Origin of the sequence: Polymorphobacter fuscus, from assembly GCF_011927825.1 — a bacterium.
In the GTDB taxonomy this organism is placed as follows: domain Bacteria; phylum Pseudomonadota; class Alphaproteobacteria; order Sphingomonadales; family Sphingomonadaceae; genus Sandarakinorhabdus; species Sandarakinorhabdus fusca.
Genome location: NZ_JAATJI010000001.1, coordinates 2,304,478 through 2,322,560, shown reverse-complemented (window position 1 = coordinate 2,322,560; position 18,083 = coordinate 2,304,478). Strand labels below are relative to the sequence as shown.

Annotated in this window: 17 protein-coding genes; 9 read left to right on the top strand and 8 right to left on the bottom strand. The window is 66.7% G+C overall.

Going from position 1 to position 18,083, the window contains the following annotated elements; genetic code table 11:
• Positions 1-43 precede the first annotated feature (43 nt).
• Entirely contained in the window at positions 44-922 is an 879-nt protein-coding gene (locus tag GGQ62_RS11040) for a UTP--glucose-1-phosphate uridylyltransferase (RefSeq protein ID WP_153401198.1), read from the top strand.
• 39 nt (positions 923-961) lie between these two features.
• Here the strand turns inward: GGQ62_RS11040 and GGQ62_RS11035 are convergent, their stop codons facing one another.
• Positions 962-3,349 carry a TonB-dependent receptor gene (locus GGQ62_RS11035; RefSeq protein WP_424022212.1) on the bottom strand — a complete coding sequence of 796 codons (2,388 nt, stop codon included), beginning with the start codon at positions 3,347-3,349 and terminating at the stop codon, positions 962-964.
• Between the two features lie 219 nt (positions 3,350-3,568).
• Here GGQ62_RS11035 and GGQ62_RS11030 point away from each other — a divergent pair, with 219 nt between their 5' ends.
• The 4 genes from GGQ62_RS11030 (at position 3,569) to GGQ62_RS11015 (ending at position 8,561) form a co-directional block, all read left to right on the top strand.
• Entirely contained in the window at positions 3,569-5,455 is a 1,887-nt protein-coding gene (locus GGQ62_RS11030; RefSeq protein ID WP_152577713.1) for a CocE/NonD family hydrolase, read from the top strand.
• A gap of 212 nt (positions 5,456-5,667) precedes the next feature.
• On the top strand, positions 5,668-6,291 hold the full coding sequence (locus GGQ62_RS11025; RefSeq protein ID WP_152577275.1) for a PEPxxWA-CTERM sorting domain-containing protein: 624 nt from the start codon (positions 5,668-5,670) through the stop codon (positions 6,289-6,291).
• Between the two features lie 200 nt (positions 6,292-6,491).
• A complete protein-coding gene (locus GGQ62_RS11020) occupies positions 6,492-6,830 on the top strand; it encodes a hypothetical protein (protein ID WP_152577276.1) in 339 nt (112 codons plus the stop codon).
• A gap of 120 nt (positions 6,831-6,950) precedes the next feature.
• A complete protein-coding gene (locus GGQ62_RS11015) occupies positions 6,951-8,561 on the top strand; it encodes a GMC family oxidoreductase (RefSeq protein WP_152577277.1) in 1,611 nt (536 codons plus the stop codon).
• A gap of 26 nt (positions 8,562-8,587) precedes the next feature.
• Here GGQ62_RS11015 and GGQ62_RS11010 read toward each other — a convergent pair whose 3' ends face one another.
• Complete coding sequence (locus GGQ62_RS11010) at positions 8,588-9,364, bottom strand: class II aldolase/adducin family protein (RefSeq protein ID WP_152577278.1); 777 nt, start codon at positions 9,362-9,364, stop codon at positions 8,588-8,590.
• Positions 9,365-9,413: 49 nt separating this feature from the next.
• Positions 9,414-9,584 (bottom strand): DUF2256 domain-containing protein, encoded by a 171-nt coding sequence (locus GGQ62_RS11005; RefSeq protein WP_152577279.1) that lies wholly within the window; start codon positions 9,582-9,584, stop codon positions 9,414-9,416.
• Between the two features lie 70 nt (positions 9,585-9,654).
• Between GGQ62_RS11005 and GGQ62_RS11000 the strand changes: the two genes are divergently transcribed.
• A complete protein-coding gene (locus GGQ62_RS11000) occupies positions 9,655-11,271 on the top strand; it encodes an alkaline phosphatase D family protein (protein WP_152577280.1) in 1,617 nt (538 codons plus the stop codon).
• 18 nt (positions 11,272-11,289) lie between these two features.
• Here GGQ62_RS11000 and GGQ62_RS10995 read toward each other — a convergent pair whose 3' ends face one another.
• On the bottom strand, positions 11,290-11,772 hold the full coding sequence (locus GGQ62_RS10995) for an outer membrane protein assembly factor BamE (protein ID WP_152577281.1): 483 nt from the start codon (positions 11,770-11,772) through the stop codon (positions 11,290-11,292).
• 101 nt (positions 11,773-11,873) lie between these two features.
• Here GGQ62_RS10995 and GGQ62_RS10990 point away from each other — a divergent pair, with 101 nt between their 5' ends.
• Both GGQ62_RS10990 and GGQ62_RS10985 read left to right on the top strand, forming a co-directional pair.
• Positions 11,874-12,407 (top strand): ubiquinol-cytochrome C chaperone family protein, encoded by a 534-nt coding sequence (locus tag GGQ62_RS10990; RefSeq protein ID WP_152577282.1) that lies wholly within the window; start codon positions 11,874-11,876, stop codon positions 12,405-12,407.
• Complete coding sequence (locus GGQ62_RS10985; protein WP_152577283.1) at positions 12,404-12,901, top strand: YceD family protein; 498 nt, start codon at positions 12,404-12,406, stop codon at positions 12,899-12,901. The genes GGQ62_RS10990 and GGQ62_RS10985 overlap by 4 nt, the downstream gene beginning before the upstream one ends.
• A gap of 35 nt (positions 12,902-12,936) precedes the next feature.
• On the opposite strand, the gene GGQ62_RS10980 is transcribed toward GGQ62_RS10985, so the two are convergent.
• The 3 genes from GGQ62_RS10980 to fsa all read right to left on the bottom strand — a co-directional run bounded on the left by GGQ62_RS10980 (position 12,937) and on the right by fsa (position 15,812).
• On the bottom strand, positions 12,937-14,190 hold the full coding sequence (locus GGQ62_RS10980; protein ID WP_152577284.1) for a dicarboxylate/amino acid:cation symporter: 1,254 nt from the start codon (positions 14,188-14,190) through the stop codon (positions 12,937-12,939).
• A gap of 66 nt (positions 14,191-14,256) precedes the next feature.
• Positions 14,257-15,189, bottom strand: coding sequence for a tyrosine recombinase XerC (locus tag GGQ62_RS10975; RefSeq protein WP_194163362.1), 933 nt, complete (start codon positions 15,187-15,189; stop codon positions 14,257-14,259).
• Positions 15,159-15,812, bottom strand: a complete 654-nt coding sequence (gene fsa, locus GGQ62_RS10970; RefSeq protein ID WP_152577285.1) for a fructose-6-phosphate aldolase — start codon at positions 15,810-15,812, stop codon at positions 15,159-15,161. Before fsa ends, GGQ62_RS10975 begins: the two co-directional genes overlap by 31 nt.
• A 95-nt stretch (positions 15,813-15,907) precedes the next feature.
• Between fsa and GGQ62_RS10965 the strand changes: the two genes are divergently transcribed.
• On the top strand, positions 15,908-16,639 hold the full coding sequence (locus GGQ62_RS10965) for an NlpC/P60 family protein (protein ID WP_152577286.1): 732 nt from the start codon (positions 15,908-15,910) through the stop codon (positions 16,637-16,639).
• Between the two features lie 15 nt (positions 16,640-16,654).
• Here GGQ62_RS10965 and GGQ62_RS10960 read toward each other — a convergent pair whose 3' ends face one another.
• A complete protein-coding gene (locus GGQ62_RS10960) occupies positions 16,655-18,028 on the bottom strand; it encodes a glutamine synthetase family protein (RefSeq protein ID WP_152577287.1) in 1,374 nt (457 codons plus the stop codon).
• Positions 18,029-18,083 lie beyond the last annotated feature (55 nt).

The window sequence follows — 18,083 nt, the reverse complement described above, 5'->3', positions numbered from 1 at the left end:
TTTAACCTTCATTGAATGACCAGCATTTTTGAGAGGGGCCAGAATGACGATCAAGCCGGTGAAGACTGCGGTGTTTCCTGTCGGGGGGCAGGGGACGCGCTTCCTGCCCGCCACCAAGGCGGTGCCCAAGGAGCTGCTGCCCGTCGTCGACCGCCCGCTGCTGCAATATGCCGTCGATGAGGCGCTGGCCGCCGGCATCGAGCGGATGGTGTTCGTCACGGCGCGCGGCAAGGGCGCGCTGGAGGAGTATTTCGACGTGGCCGGCGAGCTCGTCGCCAGCCTGAAGGCCAAGGGCAAGACCGCCGAGCTGGCGGTGCTCGATGCAACCCAGCTTGCGCCCGGGCAGATCGCCTATGTGCGGCAGCAGGAGCCCGCCGGGCTGGGCCATGCCGTCTGGTGCGCGCGCCATATCGTCGGCGACGACGCCTTTGCCGTGCTGCTGCCCGACGAACTGCTGTGGAGCCCGGCAGCGCCGGCGCTGGCCGAGATGCACGACGCCTACAAGACGCTGGGCGGCAACATCATCTCGGTGCTCGAAGTGCCGGAGGCGCACACCAGCCGCTATGGCATCGTCACGCCGGGCCATGTCGACGGCAAGATCACCGAAGTGCTGGGGCTGGTCGAAAAGCCCGCCGCCGGCACCGCGCCGTCGCGGCTGGCGGTCATCGGCCGCTATATCCTGCAGCCCGAGGTGATGACCATCCTGTCCGCCGGCAAGCGCGGCGCCGGCAACGAGATCCAGCTGACCGATGCCATGGCCGATCTGATCGGCGTCCAGCCCTTCCATGCGCTGACCTTCACCGGCACGCGCTTCGATTGCGGCGACAAGGCGGGGCACATCACGGCGAACATCGCGCTGGCGCTGGAGCGCGAGGATGTCGGCCCGGCCGTGCGGGCGTGGTTGCGGACGCAGGCGATCTGAGGCGGTGGTGCCTCTCCCGCTTGCGGGAGAGGGTTTCGATCAGAACCGCAGGCGGATTGTCCCGCCCCAGGTGCGCGGGTCCGCCAGTTGCGCCGAGATCAGCCCGGTGTTGCCCGGGGTGACGGCCAGCGATTCGAAGTAATTCCGGTCAAACGCATTGCGCACCCAGCCGAAGACATCGACCGCATCGGTGCGGAATCCCACCCGAAAATTGTGGACCGAATAGCCGTCGATATCGGTGTAGAGCGACCGCGAGGCGTTCGACGAGAATTTCGACCGGTAATTGCCGTCATATCCCGCATAGACCGCGCCGGCCTGGCCAAGCACCGTCGCCGGGATGTTGTATTCGCCGCCCCAGGACGCCGCCCAGTGCGAAATGCCGGGCAGCCATTGGCCCGAGACGTCGCAATTGGCCGGGCTGTTGGTGCCCGACACGCCGGGGGCCCCGATGGGCGTACCGGTGCCACCGCCGGCAAGCTCCGGCGGGCAGGGCGCGTCGACGAAACGGACGAATTCATGGTCGGTGAAAGCGCCGCTGGCATAGGCGCTGACGCGGTCTGACGGGCGAATCGACAGGTCCACCTCCAGCCCGCGCACGCGCACCCGGCCGGCGTTGGCGAGGTAGCCGCGCAGCACGTTGCTGCCGCTGATATTGCTGATGACGCTGGCTTGGAAGTCCTTGATCTCGGTCCAGAAGCCGGCGAGGTTGAGCGTCGCGCGGCGGTCCCAGAATTGCGACTTCAGCCCGATTTCGAAATGATCGACCTTTTCGGGCTTGATGATCGCCACGTCGAGCGCCGGCAGGCCATCGGGCAGGCTGGGGACGCCGTTGAGGTTGACGCCGCCGGTCTTGAACGACCGCGCATAGGTCGCATAGGCGTTGACATCGTCGCTGACCGCATAGGCGAGGTTGATGTCCCCCGACAGGTTCCAGGCGCTGTACGGCACCTCGAAGGTCTGCGACGCCTGGACGCCGCGCTGCGCCGCGGTCCACGGGTCGTTGTAGGATGCGCTGGCGGGGTCGTTGCTGACGATCTGGCGGGTGCCATTCGAGGCCGTGCCGGTGACGACCGAATCATAGCGGCCGTCCTTCTTGTCATAGTTGATCCGCACACCGGGCGACACGGTGAGGCGGTCGCCGACCTTCCAGTTCAATTTGCCGAAAGCGGCGACGCTGGTGTTGTCGAGGCGGATGTCGTTGATCGCCACGACATTGTTCAGCACCGCCGGGTTGTTCGAAAGCGCGCTGCCGGGCGCCAACAGCCAGGCGCTGGCCGCGGTGCCGGTTTCCTGGATGCCGCTGGTGCGGATCTTCTGGTGGAAGGCGAAGGCGCCGACGACGAAATTGATCCGCTCGCCTTCGTAATTGTAGCGGACTTCCTGGGTATATTGGTCCTGCTTGGTCGGGTTGTTGACCTTGGTATAGATCGGCAGACCGGTGAAATCGCGGTCGTTGCTTGGGGCCCAGTCCCAATATCGCCACGCCGTGACCGAGGTCAGCGTCCCCGGCCCCAGGCTCCATTCGACCAGCGCCGAGGCGCCGCCCATCTCGTTGCGGGCCGCCAGCGGCGCATCGAGGTCGGTCAGCCGGTCGAACGGGTCGGTGCTCGGCACCTTGTAGCCCGGAAAGCGCGCGACCAGCGCGGCATATTGGCGGTTGAGCGGCCGCTGGGTGGTGCCGACGCTGGCATAGATTTGCGCGCAGCAGACCGGGTTCTGCAGGTTGTAGTCGCCCGAGAAGGTGACCTTGAAATCCTCGCTCGGCTTCCACAGCAGGGCGCCGCGCAGGCCGATATTGTCCTGCGAATTGACATGCTGGCTGGTGGCGACATTGAAGATCGTGCCCTGGCGATCGGTGGTGGCGACGCTCAACCGGACAGCGACGGTCTTGCCGAGCGGACCGGAGACCGACGCCTTGCCCTGTTTGAAGCCGTAATTGCCGAGCGAGACTTCGGCATTGCCTTCCAGATCGAAGCTCGGCGCGCGGGTGGTGATGTTGATGGCACCGGCGGTGGTGTTCTTGCCATAGAGCGTGCCCTGCGGGCCGCGCAGGGTCTCGATGCGCTCGACATCGACGAAGTCGAGCGTCGCCGAGGCGATGCGGTTGTAATAGACCTGGTCGATATAGACGCCGACGCCTTGTTCGAAGCCGTCGTTGGTCAGTCCGAACGGCGCGCCGAGGCCGCGGATGTTGATGAAGGTGTTGCGCGGGTTGGTGGAAAAGAACTGCAGCGACGGCTGCAGCTGGGTCAGCCGGTTGATGTTGTAGACGCCCTTGGCGGCCAGCGTTTCCCCGCCGACGACCGAGATGGCGACGGGGACATCCTGGACATTTTCGGCGCGGCGACGGGCGGTGACGAGGATATCGCCGGCGCCCTGGTCATCGGCCGCCACGGCCGGCGCAGCCTCGGCAGCAATGACGGGCATCGGCAGGGCCATCAGCAGCGCTGCCGGAACCGTGTTGCGAAACTGCCACCGCATCGCCGTGTCTCCCGCCTTTTTGTTGCCGCAAAGCTTATCCCTACTAGTTCAGTAGGCAATACAGCTTTTGGTTGGCGGCGCGAAAGCCGGGCTTTGCCATCCGGAGGCGTTTGACTTGCGCACCGGATTGGGCTGGTCTGCGGTCGACCAACAGGAAAGCCGATGATGCCCGCACGCAATGCACTGACACTCCTTGCCCTGCTGATGGCGACCGCCGGGACCGCCCAGACACCGGCCCTGACACCCCCGATGACCAACGACATGGTCGAAAGCTATGCCGTCGCCCGGCCCCAGGCCGATTATGTGCGCCGTGAAGTGATGATCCCGATGCGCGACGGCACCAAGCTGTTCACCGTCATCGTCATGCCGAAGGGCACGAAGGACGGGCCGATGCTGCTGACGCGCACGCCTTATGATGCCGACAAGGCGACATCGCGCAACCGCAGCCAGTCGATCACCGAGATCCTGCCGATTTCCGACGCCGAGTTTGTCCGCGACGGCTATATTCGCGTCTATCAGGACGTGCGCGGCATCCACCGATCGCAGGGCGATTATGTGATGAACCGGCCGCTCAGGGGTCCGCTCAACGCCACCGCCGTCGACCATGCCACCGATGCCTATGACACGATCGACTGGCTGGTGAAGAATGTGCCCGAGAGCAACGGCCGCGTCGGCATCACCGGATCATCCTACCCCGGCTTCACCGCGCTGATGGCGCTGATCGATCCGCACCCGGCGTTGAAGGCCGCGGTGCCGCAAAGCCCGATGGTCGATGGCTGGATCGGCGACGACTGGTATCACAACGGCGCCTTCCGCCAGTCGGCCTTCGACTACATCATGCGCCAGACGACGAAGAAGGGCGGCGGCGCGGTGCCCTATGGCAGCGGCGACGACTATGACGTCTATCTCGCGGCAGGGTCGGCGGGCGATTTCGCGCGGGCCTATGGTGCCGATGCCTTTCCCGCCGCGCGCAAGATGATGGAGCACCCGGCCTATGACGCCTATTGGCAGGAACAGGCGGTCGACAAGCTGCTCGGCAAGCGCAAGCTGACGGTGCCGACGATGCTCGTGGTCGGGCAATGGGACCAGGAGGACAGCTACGGCGCGCCGGCCGTCTATGAAGCGCTCGGCGGGGCGAAGAACCCGCTCGTCCACCTCGTCATCGGCCCGTGGCGGCACAGCGGTGTCAACTATGACGGCTCGTCGCTCGGCAAGCTCGACTTCGATGGCGACACCGGCCTGCAGTTCCGCGCGCGCACGATGAAGCCGTTCCTCGACCAGTATCTGAAGACCGGCGGCAAGCAGGCCGACACGCCGCCGGTGCTGACCTATGCCACCGGCGGCGGCGACGGCTGGGAGCGCGCAAGGGCGTGGCCGGTCGGCAAGGGCAAGCCGATCTATCTGCAGGCCGACAATGGCCTCGCCTTCACCCCGGCTGCCACCGCCGGCGCCGCGACCTTCGTGTCGGACCCGGCCAAGCCGGTGCCGTTCGTGCCGCGCCCCGTCCATCTGCGCGACGGCGAGGTCTGGCGGCCATGGCTGGTTGCCGACCAGCGCTTTGTCGCCGACCGGCCCGATGTCATCAGCTTCACCAGCGCCCCGCTCGACAAGGCCGTCCATATCGCCGGCCAGCCGATGGTCGACTTGTTCGCCGCCACCAGCGGCACCGACAGCGACTGGGTGGTCAAGCTGATCGACGTCTATCCCGACGACGCGACGGCCAAGCCCAAGACCGCCGGGATGCAACTGCCCGTCGGCATCGAGATCTACCGCGGCCGCTATGTCCATGGCTTTCCGACACCGGCGGCGCTGACGCCGGGCAAGAACGAGAATTACAGGTTCGGCCTGCCGCATGTGAACCATGTCTTCGCGCCCGGCCACCGCATCATGGTCCAGGTCCAGTCGAGCCTGTTCCCGCTGTACGACCGCAACCCGCAGACCTTCGTGCCCAATATCTTCGATGCCAAGGCGGCAGACTATAAGCCCGCGACCCAGCGCATCGCCTATGGTCCGGGCCAGGCAAGCGCGGTCTGGTTGCCGGTCGTGCCTTGATCGCACCATCTTCTGCGCCAAATCATTAAGAAATAACGGTTATTGCGCAACCGTAATGTCGGCTGACTTTACAGTTCCGAAATAGTTTATTTACGTCCTGGCAAGCTTTACAACATGTTAACCCCCTTGAAGGAGTTGGCACGGCTTTTGCATATTGTTTGCTGATCGATATCGCTCGGTCACATTAGTTTTTGTAAGGAATAGCTTTTTTCATGATCAAGCACATCGTTCTGGCAGCCGTTGCCGCCTGCGCCGTCGCCAGCAGCGCCAACGCCGCCACTGTCATCTTCCAGCCCGGCGTTTTCGGCGCACCCAACGGCTACACCCTGTATTCGGATTTCAACACCGTTGACGCCCAGGCCGTCGTATCCGGCAACAACTTCGTCTTCCCGACGGGCAGCGTGAGCGGCCAGTACACGGCGCTTCCGGCCAACAACACGCCGTACCTCGCCGTTCTCGGCGGCGGCGTTGCCAATATCGCTTTCAACAATGACGTCCGCTCGTTCAGCTTCGACTACAGCACCGTCGATACCTACAACACGCTGACGATCAACTACGCCGATGGCGGGTTCGAAAGCGTCGTTGGTGGCGACATCCTGACGGCCGGCCAGATCGACGGCCAGGTTTCGGGCAGCTTCATTATCAACGGCGACGGCCGTCTGATCTCGGGCCTGTCGCTCGCCACCACGCAGAACGCCTTCGAAGTCGACAACCTCGCCGTCTCGGGTGCGCTCGCAGCCGTGCCGGAACCGACGACCTGGGTCATGATGATCGCCGGCTTCGGCCTGGTCGGCGTCGGCATGCGTCGCCGCACCGCTGCGGCCGTCGTCGCCTGATTGCGCAGCGATCGAACATGAGCTGATCGGATAGCGATCGACCATGGGCCACGCACAGTGGTGCCACGGGACATCCGCTTCAATCTGAAGGGAACGCCGTCGATCGCAGGATCGGCGGCGTTTCTGCATGTCCCGTGCATTGCTGCAGGCGATCGGAACACCGCTTTCCGCATGATGCGAAATCAGGCAATTGGGGCAGCATGGCCCGCAAACATTCGAAATATGATTCCCGGGATGACGTGGCCGAAGAGGATGGCGCCCCGGCGGCGGCGGTCGTCTGCTGGCTCTGCGGGCGGCCAACCGGCAAGACCGTCATCTCGCACCATCCGGTGCCGAAAAGCCGGGGTGGCCGCGATGTCGTGCCCATGCACCCCATCTGCCAGCAGATGTTGATCGCCAATTTCACCAATTCGGAACTTCAACGGCACGGGATGGACGTGGACGGCCTGCTGGCGGACCCCAATGTGCGCAAGTTCGTCGACTGGGTCGCCAAGAAGGACCCGGACTTCACAGCGACCCTGACCAAGAAACAACGCTGACCCGGCCGATCGTGGCGCGCCGGGCGCGATCGGCCATAGCATTCAAGCCAGTTGCCCTGCCCCCGGCTTTCCCCGAAGTTGACCGTACCGCGCGACAGACGTGGTGGGGAGTGACCGTGGATGCGCGCGTTCGATTACATCATTGTGGGGGCCGGCAGCGCCGGCTGCGTGCTCGCCAACCGGCTGACGGCGGACGGAACGACGACGGTGCTGCTGCTCGAAGCGGGCGGCAAGGACAGCAACCCGCTGATCCATATCCCTATCGGCTATGCCACGACGCTGAAGGACCCCAAGGTCAACTGGCTGTACGAGACCGAGGCCGACCCGACATCGGGCAACCGCCCGCATGTCTGGCCGCGCGGCAAGGTGCTCGGCGGCTCGTCGTCGATCAACGGGCTGCTTTACGTCCGCGGCCAGCCGGCGGATTTCGACCATTGGGCGCAGCTGGGGTGCACCGGGTGGAGCTATGGCGATGTGCTGCCCTATTTCCGCCGGGCGGAGGGCAATGAGCGGCTGGGGTCCGACGAGCTGCACGGCGGCGAAGGCCCGCTCAACGTGTCGGACCCGCGCGACACCCACCCGATTTCGGACGCCGTCATCCAGGCCGGGATCGAGGCCGGGCTGCCGTTCAACGACGATGTGAACGGCGAAAGCCAGGACGGTATCAGCTATTTCCAGATGACGGTGAAGAACGGCCGGCGCTGGTCGATGGCGATGGCCTATCTGCGCCCGGCGCTGAAGCGCCCCAACCTGACCGTCGAGGTCCATGCCCAGGCCGAACGGGTGGTGATGGAAGGCAAGCAGGCCATCGGCGTGCGCTACACGCAGAACGGCGCCAGCGTGGAGGCGCGCGCCAATCGCGAGGTCATCCTGTCGGGGGGCGCGATCAATTCGCCGCAGCTGCTCGAACTGTCGGGCATCGGCGATCCGGAGGTGCTGGCGGCGGCCGGCGTGCCGGTGGTGCATGCGCTGACGGGTGTCGGCCGCAACCTGCAGGACCATTATGTCGTGTCGACGACGTGGCGGCTGAAGGATTGCATCAGCGTCAACGAACTCAGCCGCGGCTGGCGGCTGCTGCGCGAGGTCGCGCGCTATGCGACGCAGCGCAAGGGGCTGCTGACGCTGTCGGCGGCGCATATCCAGGCCTATGTGCGGACGCGGCCGGGCCTTTCGGGTCCCGATGTCCAATATCACATCCTGCCGGCATCGATGGACGTCGATGCCTTTGCCAACACCGGCAAGATGGAGCTGGAACGCCTGCCCGGCCTGACCATCGCGCCGTGCCAGCTGCGCCCCGAAAGCCGCGGGACGATCCATATCCGCACCGCGGCGCCGCTCGATCGGCCGGCAATCCGGCCGAACTATCTCAGCGACCCCGTCGACCAGGCGACGATCGTGGCGGGGCTGCGCTGGGGGCGCAACCTGGCAGCGCAGCCGGCGCTGCAACGCTGGATGGCCGAGGAGACGCGGCCGGGAATCGGGGTGCAGAGCGACGCCGACTGGCTGGACTATGCCCGGCAGTCGGGATCGACGATCTATCACCCGGTCGGCACGGCGGCGATGGGGCGCGCCGACGATCCCGCCAGCGTCGTCGATCCGCAGCTGCGGGTGCACGGCATCGCCGGGCTGCGGGTGGTCGATGCGTCGGTGATGCCGCGCCTCGTCAGCGGCAACACCAACGCCGCAACGGTGATGATTGCGGAGAAGGCGGCGGCGATGATCCTGGGCTGAAACCCCGCCTGCTTGCGGGAGAGGCGTCAGTCCCGAAAGCTGGGGTCGAGCCGGTCGAGCTTGCGCAGCAGCGCGGGCCACGCCAGTTTTTCCGCCACCATGCCGAGGCCATATTTGCCCTGGCCGGCGGCCTTTTCCGGCGTGCCCTGCGGCGGGTTGTAGAGGCCGCCGGGGCCCGCGGTCAGCGCCATAACCTGCGCCTCGCAGGCGCGTTCGAGGAAATAGAGCTTGATGAAGCAATCGGCGACGGTCTTGCCGACCGTCAGCGTGCCATGGTTGCGCAGGATCATCGCGTCTTTGCTGCCGATGTCGGCGACCAGTCGCTCGCGCTCCTCCAGGTCGGTCGCGACGCCCTCATATTCGTGATAGGCGACCTCCTCTCGGATCAGCATCGCCGTCTGGGTCAGCGGCATCAGGCCCGCCGCCTGGGCACTGACCGCCTGGCCGGCCTTGGTGTGGACGTGCATGACGGCATGGGCATCGTCGCGCGCCATGTGGATGGCGGAATGGATGGTGAAGCCTGCCGGGTTGACCATATAGAGCGTTTCCCCGACCGGGTTGCCGTGAACGTCGATCTTGACCAGCGACGAGGCGGTGATCTCCTCGAACATCAGATTATAGGGGTTGATGAGGAAATGATGTTCCGGCCCGGGCACGCGGGCGGACAAATGGGTGAAGATGATGTCATCCCAGCCATACATCGCGACCAGCCGATAGGAGGCGGCAAGATCGACGCGGATCGCCCATTCTTCCGGCGACACCTGGTCCTTGACGCCGGCGACCGGCTTCAGCTGCGTTGCCATTCGTCTCTCTCCCGATCTGGCGGCTCCCGCCGGCGCCCCCAAGGCCCCGCTATTGTGCACCATTCTCCCGCGCGCGCAACCGCGCCCCGCTGCGACAGGCATCCGAACAGAAGCGGACATTCTCCCAGTCGCGCGCCCATTTCTTGCGCCAGGCGAAGGGCCGGCCGCAGGCGGCGCAGTCCTTTGTCGGCAGATCGGCCTTTTGTCGCATCCTTGCCATGGCCGCGCTTTCCGTCAGATTGTCACAATAGCTGCTTACCAGCGCCGGGGACTGTAACGGGGAACCATCCATGCGTCTTGAGCTCGATCGCCGCGCCTTTTTCACCGCCACTGCCGCCGGGCTGTTGCTGCCGGTGCGTCCGGCGCTCGCCGGCATATGGGCCGACAAGGGCTTTACCCATGGCGTCGCCTCGGGCGACCCCGGCGCCGATTCGATCAAGCTGTGGACGCGCTATGCCAGCGGCGACGGCCGCGATGCGGTGCTGAAGGTGGAAGTTGCTGCCGACACCGGCTTTCGCCAGATCATCGCCCGCAGCGAAGCGGTCGCTGGTCCCGCCACCTGGGGCACGGCGCAGGCGCGCATCACCGGGCTGCCCGACGGCAAGTGGGTCTATTACCGCTTTACCGCCCCTGACGGCAGCAAGTCGCCCGTCGGCCGCACCCGGTCGCTGCCGTCGGGTACGCTGTCGAAATACAATGTCGCGGTGTTCAGCTGTTCAAACAAGCCGTTCGGCTGGTTCAACGCCTATGCCCATGCCGCCGCACGCGACGACATCGACCTGGTCGTCCATGTCGGCGACTATATTTACGAATATCAGGCCGGGTCCTACCCCGCCGCCGCCGAGGCCCTGACCGGGCGCGATATCCTGCCGCTCAACGAGATCGTCGCGCTCGACGATTATCGCCAGCGTTACGCCAGCTATCGGGTCGATCCCGGCTTGCAGGAGCTGCACCGGCGCTTCCCGATGGTTTCGATCTGGGACGACCATGAGATCGCCAACGACACCTGGACCGGCGGCGCCCAGAACCACCAGCCCGAGGACGGCGACTGGGCGCTGCGCAAGGCCGCCGCGACCAAGGCGCATGCCGAATGGCTGCCAGGCCCCGATCGCATGTACCAGCGTTACGATATCGGCGACCTGATCAGCCTGATCACGCTCGACACGCGCGCCACCGGGCGCGACAAGCAGCTCGATATCGGCGCGGCGATGCGCGGCGGCACCCCCGGGCTGGTCGCCTTTCGCGACGGCCCGCTCAACGATCCGGCGCGGCAACTCCTGGGGGTCGAACAGGAAGCGTGGTTTGCCGATACCATCAAGGCATCGGTCGCCGATGGCAAGAAATGGCAGCTGGTCGCGCAGCAGGTCATCATGGGCGATGTGCTGACTCCCAAGGACGCGCTGAGCTTCCTCGCCGCCGATGCCGACCCGCGGGCGCAGGCCTATGTGAAGGGCGGGATGGCGGCGGCATCCGTCGGCATTTCGGCGGCGATGGACATGTGGGCCGGCTATCCGCAGGCCCGCAAGCGGGTGCTGCAGGCGGCGCAGGCCGCCAATGCCGACATGGTGGTGGTTTCGGGCGACAGCCACAATGGCTGGGCGTTCAACCTCGCCGAAGGCGGCAAGCCGGCAGGGGTCGAATTCGCCGGCCAGTCGGTGACCTCGCCGGGCTATGAAAGCGCGCTGAAGGGCGACCCCGCCAAGATCCGCGACGCGGTCGTTGCCGCCAGCCCGGGGTTGACCTGGTGCGACACCAGCCGCCGCGGCTATATGACGGTGGGGTTCACGCCCGATGCGGCGCGCTGCGACTTCGTCTTCATGTCGACGATCCGCGAGCGCAGCACGGCGCTGGGCAAGGGCCAGGGCGCCACGGTGAAGCGCGGCAAGCGGGTGATGGAACTGGTGTGATCGCGGCGGTCGCCGCGATCAGCGCGGACCGTCGCGGCCGGTGTTGCCGCTCTGGCCGAGCGGGCCGGAGCCGGCGCCGACCTGACCGATGTTGCCGAACAATTCCTGCAGCAGCCCGGTGTCGCGGCCCAAAGTCTCGGTGCGGTCCTTCGACGGATTGATGCGGGCCACCTGTTCCAGGCCGCGCCGCTCCACCTTCGCGACATTGCCGGCACCATCGAAACTGACGACGAGGATCGACTGGCTGAGCACCTTGGGCTGGGCAAAGGCATATTGGCCGGTGATCCGCGTCACATAATACCATTCCTTGGAATCGAACTGGCCGGCGAAGGTCGGCCGACCCAGCGTTTTCGAAACCGATTCGCGGTTGTCGACGCCGGGCTGGATCGACGTCACCAGCGTTTCATCGACCAGATAGCCCTGGTTCTGGCGGATCCGGGTGCAACCGCCGGCGGTGATCACCACCGCGACAAGGCCGACAAGAAGGGCAGGATTACGCATCACGATCTCCCGATTGCCGCAGACGGTTGCGCGGCAGTCGCGGACGCTCAATATGCCATCCCGCGCCCCTATCCAAGCGGCGATGACAACAGGCGACCGCAATGACCATCCTGTCCACCCTCCGGCGCGCCCTGGCCGGCGCCAACCTTGCCGTCCTGCCGGGCCAGGCGCTGTACAATCAGGTCGTCGACCTGGCGCGGCGTCCGGACTGGTATATCGCCGGCGAGGTGCCCGACACCATCGACGGGCGCTTCGACATGGTCGCGCTGATGCTGTCGCTGGTGCTGCTGCGGCTGGAGGCCGAGCCCGGCGACGCGCCCAAGCAATTGTCGGCCGACCTCGCCGACCGCTTCATCAACGACATGGACGGGTCGCTGCGCCAGGGCGGCATCGGCGACCAGGTCGTTGGCAAGCATATCGGCCAGATGATGGCGGCGCTGGGCGGCCGACTGGGCGCCTATCGTGACGCCGGCGGCGACGATGCCGCGCTGGCCACGGCGCTGCGCCGCAATTTGTGGCGCGGCGAACCTGTCGCCGACGATGCCGTGGCCTGGGTGGTGGCGGAAACGCGGCGCCTTGCGGCCGGTCTTGCGGGACTGCCCTATGCCGCCATCAGCAGCGGAGCGATCGCATGACGCCCGAATTTTCGCGGCCGTTTCGCGCCCATGACGTCGGCACCCACACCCGCCAGCAGATGATCGAGGCCGGGCCGCCTGAGCGTGCGGCGCTCGCCGACCGCTTCTACCTGCTCGACCTTGAACGGCTGACCGCCGCGCTCGAATTGCGCCGCGAGGCCGCCGGCATCCGCGTCACCGGCCAGATCCATGCCAGCGGCAACCAGCCCTGCGTCACCACCGCCGAGCCGGTGCCCTTCCTGATCACCGAGCCGGTCAACCTGCTGCTGACCCCCCACGTGCCGGAAGGCAGCGAGATCGAGCTGGCCGACGCCGACCTCGATGCCGAGCCGCTGACCGGCGACATCATCGACATGGGCGAAATCGCCGCCCAGGCGCTGGCGCTGGCGCTCGACCCCTACCCACGAAAGAAAGGCGCCCGGGTGCCGGGCGTGCTGACCGAAGAGGAAGCGCGGCTGGCGAACAGCCCGTTCGCGGGTTTGAAGAAGGACTGAGGACGAACGCCTCGATCCGTGGTCGGGCGATGACTTCAGGCTTCGCCGGGCAGCAGCACTTCGGGCGCTTCCTTGTCCCATTTCGCCACCACCGCCGTCGCCACGGCATTTCCGATGACGTTGGTGGCGCTGCGGCCCATGTCGAGGAAATGGTCGACGGCGAGCACCAGCAGCAGCCCCGCCTCCGGAATGTTGAAATAGGGCAGGGTCGCGGCGATCACCACCAGCGAGGCGCGCGGCACCCCGGCGATGCCCTTGGAGGTAATCATCAGCAACCCGAGCATGGCGAATTCCTGCCCCAGCGTCAGGTCGATGCCATAGGCCTGGGCAATGAAGATGCTGGCAAAGGCGCAGTACATCATCGATCCGTCGAGGTTGAAGCTGTAGCCCAGAGGCAGCACGAAGCTGGCGATGCGATTGGGCACGCCGAAGCGTTCCAGCGCCTCGAGAAGCTTGGGGTACGACGCTTCCGACGATGCCGTGGCAAAGGTGATCAGGAACGGCTCGCGGATCTCCATCACCAGCCGCTTGATGTTGGGAATGCCGATGACGAAGGACCCGGCGCCCAGCAGCACCACCCACAGCAACGCCAGCGCCAGGTAGAAGCCACCGATGAAGCGGCCGAAGACGATGATGATGCTCAACCCCTCCACCGCGATCGACGACGCCACCGCCGCGAACACCGCCAGCGGCGCGATCTGCATGACATAGCCGGTGATGCGCAGCATCAGGTGCATCAGCGCGTCGAGCCCGCGAATGATCGGCCGGCCCTGTTCGCCGATGGAAATCAGCCCGATGCCGGCGAACAGCGAAAAGACGACGATCTGCAGGACTTCGTTGGTTGCCATCGCCTCGAAGATCGACTGCGGCACGATGTGGGAAACGAATGCCTTGAGGTCGAACGCCTTCGCCGCGACACCCGAATCGGCATTGACCGGCGGCACCGCCAGCCCGACGCCGACGCCCGGCTGCAGGATGTTGACCATCAGGATGCCGAGCGCCAGCGAGACCACCGAGGCGGTGATGAACCATGCCATCGTCCGCCCGAAGGTCCGCCCGACGGCGCCGCCGCCGCCCATATGGGCAATGCCCAGCGTCAGTGTCGACAGCACCAGCGGCGCGATGATCATCTTGATCAGCCGCAGGAACACCTCGGTGACGATGCTGAGGTAGTTGGCGATCTCCGCCGCCCGCTCCGCCGACCCGGCATAGAGATTGACCAGCCAGCCGCACAGGATGCCGGTGACCAGCGCGATGAGGATGTTGCGGGTGAGGGTGTTGGTTTTCATGCGTGCACAGGCTTTGAGGCAGGCGCGGCGGCGGTCAAGGATTTTCGCGTCGGCCGGCGGTTTTGCTCAGGCGCGCGGATGGGCATGACGATAGACATCGAGAAGCTGGGCCGCATCGACCGCCGTGTAGATCTGTGTCGAACTGAGCGAGGCATGGCCGAGCAGGTCCTGGATGGCACGCAGATCGGCACCGCGCGCCAGCAGATGGGTGGCGAAGCTGTGGCGCAGCGCATGCGGCGTCGCGCTGTCGGGCAGGCCCAGCGCCGGCCGCGCGGCGCGGATGGCGGCGCGTACGATGCCGGGGTCGAGCGGCCCGCCGCGTTTCCCACGGAACAGCGGCGCGTCGCGCGACGGCGGCCAGGGTGTCAGCGCGACATAGGCCATGATCGCATCGGCAACGACCGGCAGCAGCGGCACGATGCGCGTCTTGTTGCGCTTGCCGGTGACGCTGATCGTGGCGCCCAGCGGCAGCACGGCGCCGGTCAGCGCCAGTGCCTCGGCGATGCGCAGCCCGGCGCCATAGAGCAGCAGCAGCACGGCGGTGTCGCGCGCCGCCGTCCACGGCGTGCGGGCATCGTCGCCGACCGCCGCGATGAGCCCGGTCGCATCGTCGGGCGACACGGCGCGCGGCAGCCGGCGCGCCAGCCGCGGCGACTTGAGCCCGGCAATGCCTTCGCAATCCACCCCCTGTGCGCGCCGCGCCCAGGCAAAGAAGGTGCGCAGCGCCGATACGTCGCGCGCCACCGACGCGTTGGCGAGGCCTTCGCCGCGGCGCAGCGCCAGGAAGCCGCGAAAATCCGCCGGTGTCAGCGCCGCCAGCGCGGTCGCGGTCGGCGTGCCGCCGAGATGGCGGTGGAGGAACGCGTCGAACCGTTCGATCGTCGCCGCATAGGCGCGCAGCGTGTGCGGCGACAGGCGGCGCGCGTCGACGAGGCTGGTCAGCCAGAGCGCGGAGAGCGCAGCGAGGGTCAGAGGATCGACTGCCCGGTCTTTGCCCAATCGGCGTCGAACGCCGCCAGCCCCTTGTCGGTCAGCGGGTGGCTGGCGAGGGCGCGGATGACCGTCGGCGGCATCGTCGCCACATCGGCGCCGAGCTTGGCCGCCTGCAGGACATGGATGGGGTGGCGGACGCTGGCGACCAGGATTTCGGTGTCGAAGGCGTAATTGTCATAGATCATCTTGATGTCCTCGATGAGGATCATCCCGTCCGACCCGATATCGTCGAGCCGACCGACGAACGGCGAGATGAACGTCGCCCCCGCCTTGGCCGCGAGCAGCGCCTGGTTCGCCGAAAAGCACAGGGTGACGTTGGTCATCACGCCATCGTCCGACAGCGCCTTGCATGCGGCCAGCCCGGCCAGCGTCAACGGCAGCTTGACGCAGATATTGTCGCCGAGCTTCCGCAGCACCTCGGCTTCGCGCAACATGCCGTCCTTGTCCGAAGCGACGACCTCGGCCGACACCGGGCCGGGGGTGAGCGCCGCGATCTCGCGGATGACTTCGAGGAAGTTGCGCCCCGATTTGGCGATCAGCGACGGGTTGGTGGTGACGCCGTCGAGCAGGCCGGTTTCGGCGAGCAGGGCGATTTCGGCGGTGTCGGCCGTGTCAGCAAAGAACTTCATGATGGGGTCCGGACCTTCTTATGAGAGGCTGTCCTACACCACCCGCGCTGCGATATAAAAGCCAAAGCATGGCGAAAATCCCGGGGGGATTGTTCATGAATGTCACCGAACTCCAGACCGCGCTCAAGTCGCTGGGCTTCGATCCCGGAACCATCGACGGCGCGCTCGGCAGAAACACCGTCGATGCGATCAAGGCGTTTCAAACATCGCGCGGGATCGACCCGATCGGCGTCGTCGGGCCCAAGACTCGCGCGGCGCTGGCCGAGGCCCTGGCTGCCAAGACGCCGAAGCCAGCGGCCGCCGAGCCGGCCGAATCGCCGCTCGCCTCGCTGGCCCTGCCGTGGCTGCTCGAAGCGCAGCGCTGCATCGGCATTACCGAGGACAAGGGGCCGGGCAGCAACCCCATGCTGATCGGCTGGGGCCGGCGGTTGAAGATCAGCTATGCCGATGACGAAATTCCCTGGTGCGGGCTGTTCGTCGCCCATTGCATCGGGTCGCAACTGCCGTCCGAACTGCTGCCGATCAACCCGCTCGGGGCGCGCAACTGGGCGCGCTGCGGGGTCGATTGCGCCGTGCCGCAGCCCGGCGCGATCATGGTGTTCTGGCGCAAATCGAAAACCAGCGGGCTCGGCCATGTCGCCTTTTATGTGGGGGAGGACGACAACAGCTTCCATGTCCTGGGCGGCAACCAGGGCGACGCCGTCAACGTGACGCGCATGCCGCGGGCGCGCTTTCTGACCGCGCGCTGGCCATCGACGGCGCCGCGGCCGACAGGCGGCCCGCGGCGGCTGCGGCCCGACGGCGCGCTGTCGGAGAACGAACAATAGGCCGGAGCAGACGATTCAGGCCGAGCGCAGCACCCAGTCGTAATCGAGCGGGGTGATGACGCTGTTGTAGCGTTCGGCCTCGACCCGCTTGACCGTCGCGAACATCTCCGCGGCCCGCCCGCCCCAATAGTCCGCCAGCACGCGCGAGCCTTCGAACAGCGCCAGTGCATGCGCCCAGTCGGTCGGCAGTCGCTCGCCGGTTGTCTGGCCGTCGCCGGTGACCGGCGGGCCGGGGTCGATGCGGTGCGTCAGGCCATGGTGGACGCCGGCAAGCACCGCCGCCACCGCCAGCCAGGGGTTGGCGTCCGCCCCGGACAATCGGTGTTCGAGGTGGCGGCTTTCGCGCGGACCCACCGGGATGCGCAGTGGCACGGTGCGATTGTTGACGCCCCAGCCGGCGCGCACCGGCGCATAGCTGTTGGGGCGAAACCGCCGATAGCTGTTGGCGTTGGGGGCGAACACCGCGATGCTGCCCGGCATCAGGTTCGCTGCGCCGCCGATGGCATGGGCCAGCGCCGCCGAGCCTTCGGGCGCATCGCCGGCGAAGATGTTGCGCCCCTGGGCATCGAGCACCGAGACATGGATATGCAGGCCGGATCCCGAAACATCGGCAAAGGGCTTGGCCATGAACGTCGCCGTGCGCCCGTGCCGCGCCGCCACGCCCTTGGCGACGCGCTTGAAGCGCACCGCATCGTCGGCGGCGGCCAGGGCATCGGGCTTGTGCGCCAGTGTCACTTCATATTGGCCGGCGGCATATTCGCCGATCGCGGCGCCGGTCGGCAGCCCGAGCGCATCGCATGCGGCCCAGAGATCGCGCAGGAAGGCGCCGTCGAGATCGACCGGGTCGAGCCCATAGACCTGGCGATGCCCCGGCACCCGGCCATCGAGCCCGCGCGGCAGGGCGATGCCGCCATCAGCGGTGCGGGCCGCGTCGACCAGGTAGAATTCCAGCTCGCACGCCACCACCGGCGTCAAGCCATCCGCGGTGAAGCGAGCGATGACATTGCGCAGCACCTGGCGGGGGTCGAGGGCGCAGGGCCGGCCGTCGAGTTCGTGCATCGACAGCATGACGTCGGCCGAATCGGCCCCCAGCCAAGGCGCCCGCGCCAGCGTGCCGGGCACCGGCCAGCCGACGCGATCGGCGTCGCCATCCTCCCACACCATCCCCGATTCCTCGACATCAAGCCCGGTGATGTCGACGACGAGGATCGACCCCGGCAAGAACCGGCCGTTTTCGAAGGCGGCGGCGAATTCATGGGCGCGCAGCCGCTTGCCGCGCGGCACCCCGGCGAGGTTGGTGTAATGGACGTCGAGAAATTCGATCCCCGGATTGGCGGCGAGAAAGGCCGCCAGCTCTTCAGGGTCGGCGGCGGTGGCGGGACGGTGCATGGCGCCGGGTTAGCGCGGATCGGGGCGGAGCGGCAACTGGCGCCGTGCCGGCACA